This is a genomic window from Bifidobacterium sp. LH_417 (assembly GCF_056357035.1).
On the sequence record NZ_JBKEVI010000011.1, the window covers coordinates 95175 to 102495 of the forward strand.

General features: G+C 64.3%; 8 protein-coding genes and 2 pseudogenes. All 10 read right to left on the reverse strand.

The annotated features are described in order from the left end of the window. Positions 1 to 37: 37 nt before the first annotated feature. Positions 38 to 1435 (reverse strand): VG15 protein, encoded by a 1398-nt coding sequence (locus AC1AYR_RS07865; RefSeq protein ID WP_476512167.1) that lies wholly within the window; start codon positions 1433 to 1435, stop codon positions 38 to 40. Further along, complete coding sequence (locus AC1AYR_RS07870) at positions 1338 to 2855, reverse strand: phage portal protein (protein WP_476512166.1); 1518 nt, start codon at positions 2853 to 2855, stop codon at positions 1338 to 1340. The genes AC1AYR_RS07865 and AC1AYR_RS07870 overlap by 98 nt, the downstream gene beginning before the upstream one ends. After that, positions 2855 to 4294, reverse strand: a complete 1440-nt coding sequence (locus AC1AYR_RS07875) for a terminase (protein ID WP_476512165.1) — start codon at positions 4292 to 4294, stop codon at positions 2855 to 2857. The genes AC1AYR_RS07870 and AC1AYR_RS07875 overlap by 1 nt, the downstream gene beginning before the upstream one ends. Further along, positions 4272 to 4493, reverse strand: a complete 222-nt coding sequence (locus tag AC1AYR_RS07880) for a hypothetical protein (RefSeq protein WP_476512164.1) — start codon at positions 4491 to 4493, stop codon at positions 4272 to 4274. Before AC1AYR_RS07880 ends, AC1AYR_RS07875 begins: the two co-directional genes overlap by 23 nt. A gap of 308 nt (positions 4494 to 4801) precedes the next feature. After that, complete coding sequence (locus tag AC1AYR_RS07885; RefSeq protein WP_476512163.1) at positions 4802 to 5143, reverse strand: HNH endonuclease; 342 nt, start codon at positions 5141 to 5143, stop codon at positions 4802 to 4804. After that, on the reverse strand, positions 5109 to 5345 hold the full coding sequence (locus AC1AYR_RS07890; RefSeq protein WP_476512162.1) for a tensin-4: 237 nt from the start codon (positions 5343 to 5345) through the stop codon (positions 5109 to 5111). Before AC1AYR_RS07890 ends, AC1AYR_RS07885 begins: the two co-directional genes overlap by 35 nt. A 53-nt stretch (positions 5346 to 5398) precedes the next feature. Then, complete coding sequence (locus AC1AYR_RS07895) at positions 5399 to 6052, reverse strand: DUF4145 domain-containing protein (RefSeq protein ID WP_476512161.1); 654 nt, start codon at positions 6050 to 6052, stop codon at positions 5399 to 5401. Between the two features lie 14 nt (positions 6053 to 6066). Then, positions 6067 to 6178 (reverse strand): annotated as a pseudogene (locus tag AC1AYR_RS07900). A 193-nt stretch (positions 6179 to 6371) separates the two neighbouring features. Further along, positions 6372 to 6656 carry an addiction module antidote protein gene (locus AC1AYR_RS07905; protein WP_476512160.1) on the reverse strand — a complete coding sequence of 95 codons (285 nt, stop codon included), beginning with the start codon at positions 6654 to 6656 and terminating at the stop codon, positions 6372 to 6374. Then, positions 6653 to 6907: pseudogene (locus AC1AYR_RS07910) on the reverse strand (type II toxin-antitoxin system RelE/ParE family toxin); the annotation flags it as partial. The gene AC1AYR_RS07905 and the pseudogene AC1AYR_RS07910, both read right to left, overlap by 4 nt. Positions 6908 to 7321: the final 414 nt, after the last annotated feature.

Here is a 7321-nt window from a genome sequence, read left to right on the forward strand (position 1 = left end):
AAGCCTATTCGTGCGGGAGCGCATCCGGTTCCCTTTTTCATTTCAGTTGGATTTCTCTCAGACCGTTCTCGTCGAACAACCAAAGATGCATTATTTTGTTTCTTGCATGCTTGACGTTGTATTGGGCTAATTGGTTGATGAGCTTTTCCGGAGCCTTGTATCCGGTAAGGTCCACCATGAATGAATCCTTGGGGTGGCCGTTCTCCGTGGAGCTCGCTACAGCTTTCGAGATTTTCTTTGCGATGGCGCCGTAATCGGGTCGTCGTTGCCGTGAGGCTTTAACTTCGATTTCATACCCCTGCTCTTTCCAATAGAAATCATTGGTCGAGGTATGCCCGACCGCATCTCGGGGAATCCAATCGAAGTGCTGTCCGATGGCCTTGAAGTGTTCCGCGAATACGATCTCGTGCATCTCGAGCACGTCAAGAGATAGAGGAATGCCGAGGGCTTTCTGCCTGTTGTCCCACCCTTTCTTGCTGAGTGACGGCTCATGGCGCATGGACGTGAAGCCTCGTTCTATGCGCCATGCCGTACGCTGTTTGGGGTATATGCCATCGTTGACTTTACGCGGATATTTACGCCTGATGAGGTAGGTCAGCGTCCGGGGATTCGCTGCTCCGAGGTCGATGGCGGCTTTGGCGGCGTCGGCTTTCCATCGTGAGGGGATCCCATCATTCAGCATCTGCGTGGCCTTGTCGTACATGGCCTTGCATTCCTGCTGCCCGGGGGTGAGCACGTCGTCCTTCCACCCGGGGATGACGGTGCAGTGGCAGTGGCCGTCGTGGAAGCTGCCGCCGAGGCTGGCGGTCTCCTTGCTGTGGTAGACGAAGCCTCTGCCGGCGAGCATGACGCAGAACGCGCATGGTTTCGCGCCTTCGGTGACGCGCGCCCAACGTGGACCCGTCGGATCGTTCTCGATATTGCTCTGCATGGTGTAGCGCGCGGATGCGCGCACCATGTCCGCGGCCCATTGCATCGCGTCGTCCACGTTCGTCAGGCTCGGCCACAGATCATCGATGGTCACGCCGGCTCGGGACCTGCGGTGGATGGCCTGCTCGTAGTTCAGGCCGTTGTAGTCGGTCTTCGACCAGCCCCCGACCATCCGGTAGAGGGTGCGGTCGGGGTCGTAGACGCCGCCGGTGGCGTAGTCCTCGAACGTACGGTCGTACGCTTTCTCGTATTCCTTGCGGATCTGGTTGTAGTAGTCGTTGGCGCGTTGGCTGCCAACCTCGGCGTATCTGCGCATGATCCCCGTCAGGTCGGGGACATGGCCGGGATGTTTCCGGGCGTACTCGAATTCGCTCTCGATCGCGGCGGCCGCTTCCTCGGAGTCCGTGTCAAGCCTGGCCTGATATATTCTGGTCGCTTTCTCCAGCCTCGCTTCCAGTTGCCGGCGTGCGTCGTCCGGGAGCGGGGGAAGATTCGGATTGGGCATCGGAACCTCCCTGAGTGGTGGACTGGGCCTGTTGCATGATTTGGTCGATGTGCCGTTGGGCCCTCATGCGCTGCTGGTAGGCGCGGAACGATTGGATCTCCTGGAACGTGAGCCCGGCCTTCATCAATCCGACATCGGAGTCGGCGAAGTCGGTGTTGACGCCGGCGACCTTGGCGTAGTAGTCGGCGCGGGCCGCGTCCGACACCTCGCGGGTCGGAGCCCAGATCGGGGTGACGCGGGCCAGTTCCTCGTCGTCCAGGTCGAGGGCCATCCGGGCCACGTCCTTCAGGGCGCGGGAGAACAGGCGGTTCTGCCGGTCGGCCTCGCGTGACAGTTTGCGTTCCGCGGCGGCCATGGCCTCCGCGCTGGCGGGGTTGTCCATCGTGATGCCGAGGTCGTTGACCGGCAGGTTCGTTTCCGACGCGACCAGCATCGCGATGGTCTTGAGCATGTCCGAGTGGGGTTGCATGCTCGCCTGCTGCACCTGCTGCAGGGTCGGTATCTCATCGTTCTCGTCGCGGCTGACCGCGTTGATCGACGAAATCAGGCTCTTCCAGACGTCGCCGCTCAACGCGTCCCTGTCGAGGCCGAGGAACCACAGTCTCGGGGCCGCGTAGAACTCGGCGTTGCCCTCCATGCGGATCATCGTGCGGAAGGCCGCGTCGGTCAGGCTCATCAACGGCCGGCTGATGCGGCTGCGCCCGAACGGCCGGTTGAGCTGCGGGTCGTAGGAGAACGCGACCACGCTCGGCCTCCCGTAGTTCGTGACCAGCGTCTCGGCCTTCCACCCGGCCGCCCGTTTGCGGCAGACGTACACCTTGTCGGGCAGCCACACGTTGAAGCCGGTGACCGCGCCGTCCCGGTCGGCGTCGGTGATGGTCATGGCACGGTTGATGATGTTGTCGTACGAGTCCCAGATCGCGGACGACCAGTCCGCGGAGCGCGGCGTGACCCGCGCCTGCCCGTCCTCGCCGTCGCTCACGGTCAGGAACGCGCATGAGTGCGTGTAGCAGCTGACGATGGTCTGGGAGACCATCGAGTCGAGCGCGTTGCGTTCGAACAGGCTCGCCACGTCCGAGGCGAGCCCGCCCGAATCGCCGCCGTCCACGCTGAACCCCTCGAACGCGCTCAGGTCGGACAGGGCGCGCACGGCCTTCGCCGGCCATCCGATGGGCGCCATGTAGCCGCTGCTGATCGTCTCGGGGACCGCGATGCCGAAGTTGCGCAGGCGCTCCTTGGCGGTGTAGTAGAGGGTGCGCAGCACGTTGCCGCCCATCTTGTCGCGCCATACCTTGAGCAGGTCCTCGATCAGGTCCCAGTCGGATTCGTCGATGCCGGCGATGCCGCGCACGACGGGCAGGCTCCCGGACGCGAGGAACGGCTTGCCGCCTGCCGCGGCCACCACGTCTGCGTTGACCATCAGATCATCATCTCCTGTCTTCTGTTCGGGTTGCGTTTGGTGATGGTGGTGCCGTACGCGGCGAGCGTGACCGCGACGAGCGGGCTGATGTCGATATCCGAGCCGGTCTTGTTCCAGCCGAACGCGCCGGACGAGCCGATGCTGCGGGTCGTGGCGTTCGCCACGGCCTGCGCGAGCGCGGGGGCCTTCTCGTCCCCCAGGTGGGTGAGCTTGTGGTCGCGCAGCAGGTCGAGCAGGAGGCCGCAGGCGCGGCCCATGTCGCTCGCGTTGGTGACGATGGGGCGCACGTGGCGCGCCTTGAGGTCGGCGAGCAACGCCATGGCGGGCGACTGGCCGTCGATGGCGACGCTCGCGGCTCGCGGCCAGTGTTCCGTGATGTAGTCCACCGCCCACGCGATGCCTGCCTGCCGGGTGGCCCTGAACTCGCGCAGTTCGACGTGCATGGTGCCGTCCGCGTGCCTGATGGCCCCGCCGACGGCGAGCGTGCTGCGGTCCGGGCTCATGTCGAGCGCATAGCCGACCAATCCGGTCTTGTCGACCTCGCCGGCGTCGATCGTCGCGGCCTCCCACTGCTGCGGGTCGATGGCGCGCGAGCTGGTGGCCTCGTCCCAGATGCCCAGGGCCTCGCGGCGGAAGGAATCGGCGGCCATGAGGTTGCGCATGCGGAGGATCGCGGTCTCGGAAGTGCGTTTCGGATACGAGGGATTCGCCTTCGCCCACTGCTCGCGGTCGTCAAGATCGGCGTCCCGGTCGGCGGCGAGCTCGACGTACACCATGCCGTCGGTGCCGGCGAGCGCGGCGCGGCGTTTCTCCTCGAACACCTCGCTTTGGTCGCCGGGTTTGGGCGGGTTGCCGAGGAACACGACGAGCGGGTCGGGCGACGTGTTGACGATGGGGAGCATGTTGTCCAGGGCGCGGACGGTGAGGATCTGGGCCTCGTCGAAGATCTCGACGTCCACGCTGTGCAGGCCTCGTCCGAACCCGTTCTCGCGGGCTCCGAACATGATGCGCGACCCGTTGCGGAAGGTGAGCTCCTGCTGGCCGTTGGTGCGGCGGATGCGTTCCACGTAACGGGAGAGCAATCGGTTCTTGGCGAGGTCGCACAGGTCGGCGAACGTCTCGTCCGATGTGCGCGTGTGGTGGGCGGTCCAGATGACCTTCAGGCCCTTGCGCAGGATGCAGGTGATGAACATGGCGGTGCCGAGCGTGAACGTCTTGCCGATCTGACGGCATGAGCTGACGACGGTGCCGCCCTCGCCGCACGCGTAGCGTCCGTCGGCGCGACGGGCGAACAGGAGCCAGAGCAGGCCCTGCTGCCATAGGTCGTAGCGGATGCCGGCCTTCAGGGCGACCTTGTTGAGCCGGATGAAGTCCGAGCCGACGACGCCGGACGGCTGTACGAGGGTCTGCGCGATCTCAGACAATCGACGCTCCGGCATCCGCGTTCACCTCCGTGGTCTCGTCGTCCAGTTCGAGCAGCGGGTCGCCGCCGGCCATGTCGTGCAGCTTCTCGCATACGGCGATGTAGCGGGCGGCGATGTTCGATATCGCGTTCGCCGGGGTCGCCGGGTCGTCCAGGTATCGCTTCAATCGGTCGCGCACGTGGCGCAGCTCGTCCTCGATGCTGCCGTCCATCATGCGTTCGAACTCGCGGGAATTCAGCGGGACTGTGGTCGTTGCCCGAGGTCTCTTTTTTGGTTTCGTTTTCCCGGCGGTCTCGGTCCCGCGTTGTCTGGAGCGTTGGGCCGCCTTCCGGCACGCAGCGGAACAGTACTTGGCCGTGGATCGCATGGATGCAGGCAGCGGAGCTCCGCATTCCGCGCAAACGCGCATACGTGACACCTCCTGTTGCCGTGACATGTCACGGATAGAACCCGCGGGGGGATATCGGCCCTGCGCCCGAGGTGGCCCGTGACGGGGCGGGCGGGGTGTCCTCCCCTGGTCGGCTACCATTCGCCGCTGGTGGTCAGCGGCAGCGAGGACGGTCTGATGTCCGGCGCGTGGCCGTGTTCGATCTGTCTGATGCGCGCTTGCGCCCATGCGACGCTGTGGTTGGAGCGGATGCGGTTGCACCATCGGTGCGCGAGGTAGCAGTTCGAGAATTGGTATGGGGAGCCGCCCTTGGACACGGGTATGATCTCGTCGACCTCGGGCGAGCCGGGCAGTCCTGCGGGCAGGGTCTTGTCGACGAGCCGGCCGCACAGGTGGCAGATGCTGTAGGCGGCGAGCACGCGCGCCTGTATCTGCCGGCGTCTATGACCGTTGGTCTTGCGTGGATTGCCCCTCATCCTGTGCCTCCTGCCATGCGTGGGCGAACGCTCCGGCCGCCCGGTGCAGCAGGCGGGTAAGCAGGTCGGGGTCGAACCCGCCGGCGCCGTCGGGCGTGACGGCCATGGGCGCGGGCAGCGGGCCGAGCCTGTGGAGGGTGTTGCCGTTCGCGTCGGTGATGTCGAACGTGACGGTGGGCCCGTCGGCGGCCGGTGATGTCATACGGGGCCTCCCGGATATGGATAGGCCCCGCGCTGTGGCGGGGCCTGGGACGTTCAGGTATTGGGGTTGGATGTGCGGTTCCTGCGGGCCTCCTGCCTGCGTCTTATGGCGGCGGGCATTTGATACACGTAGTTGAGGAATGTGGCGAGGAAGCCGAGCATGTCGTCCGCGTCAGCCACGTCGACCGGGGACACGAAATCGCCGTGGGCCATGTCGTTGCCGAGATAGCGTATTTCGTGGGCTTCCTGTTGTATTTGCGGGCTGATGATTCCGTTGTCGGCGAGCGCGTCGATTTTGGATGCGAGGTTGCCTTTGGTCACGCCTTTGTCTTTTGCGCATGCTTCCAGGACGCTGCGGGCCATGAGGATCGCAGCCCGGTAGGAGCGGATGCTGAAGCAGGCGTATGCTTCGGAGGCTGCGTCTGCGATATGCTGTGGCACTTCCTTGAACTCCCTTCCGAGAGGTTCTTCGGGGAGCCAGTGAATCAGGTTTTCGGACTGCTCCCCGTTGGCGTCGATGAATTCATTTGCCGTGACTGCCCCGTAGGTGACGCGAACCGTGTTATCCACGAATGCGATATTGGGGTACCCGCAGTAGTCGCATTTGCAGAATGCGGCCCACGTGTTGTCTTTATCCGTCGCGTAGGAGTTCCCCACGCGCGTCATATGGGCGGTTTCACCGCAGTGCCAGCAGGTTCTTGAAGCCATATGGGCATTGTAGGTGGCGGCTTGGGCGGAATTCGAATCCGCGGCGGAGTGGCGGCCCTATGGCCTCTGTTTGCTCCGCGCTGCGCCTCGCGGCGTGGCCCTTTCGTCCTCTCGGGCACGCAAGCCTTTGGCGGGAGGACATGATTCGCGCCGGGGTTGGAATCCGGTTGCGCCCGATCGGGGAGCCTCCCATACGCGGACGGCCACCAGCCCGGTTGCGGGTTGATGGCCGTCGTGTCATCCCCGTGCCCCGTGGGTACAAGAATGACCACTATAGACAGTATGTGCGGGACAGCGGTTTTTGCCAAGCGGTGGCCGTTCACGCGGCTTGGATGCTGATGCGTCCGCCGAGTGCGTGGATGACCTTGAGGATGGTCTGGAAGCTGGGGTTGCCGTCCCTGCTGAGGCTTTTGTAGAGGCTTTCGCGGCCGACGCCGGCCTCTTTGGCAATCTGGGTCATGCCCCGCGCCTTGGCGACGTTGCCGAGTGCGACCTGCATGAGGGCGGGGTCGTCGTATTCGGCGACGGCGTTGAGGTATGCGATGGCGTCGTCCTCGTTTTCGAGGTATTCGCTGGTGTCGTAGTCGGTGAATTCGGTGCTCATTGCTGCTCCTTGTAGTCGTCGAGGATGTCGTGCGCCTTGTTGATGTCGGCCTGCTGGGTGCTTTTGTCTCCGCCCGCGAGCAGCAGCATGAGCACGTTGCCTCGCATGGTGAAGTAGATGCGGTAGCCGGCTTCGAGGCGGAAACGCATCTCGCTGACCGGCCCTCCGGCGGGTTTGATGTCGCCGAGTGGGCGGCCCGCGAGGCGGCAGGCGTCGAGACGGGCCTGTATGGCGGCCTTCGCGTCGCGGTTCTTGAGTTTTCGGAACTACTTGGCGTATTCAGCGGATTGCTTGATCTCCACGCCGCCTATTGTATCCTATGGAATACAGGAGGGCAAGGCGGCGGGCGCCTGCTTTTTGCGGCCATGAACTATCGCGTGCACACCGACGCGGTCAAGGAAACGGTGCCTCCCCACCTCTCCGGAAACGATCAACGCCTCAGATGCGCCCAAGAAGGAGACGTGCTCAACATCGCAGTATTCGGGCAGACGGCAAGACAATGGCGAGACTCCCACCCAAGCGAAGGGGGGTGTTCCTATGTTTTTGTCAACTTGTGGCCGGGGTGATGTATCGGGTTAGGGGTTGTGCGTGGTGGGCGTGCTTCGCCGTCCGGCCGGGGGTTTGCCGGTCGGGTCCGGGATGGGGTGCGGTGGTTTCAGGCGGCG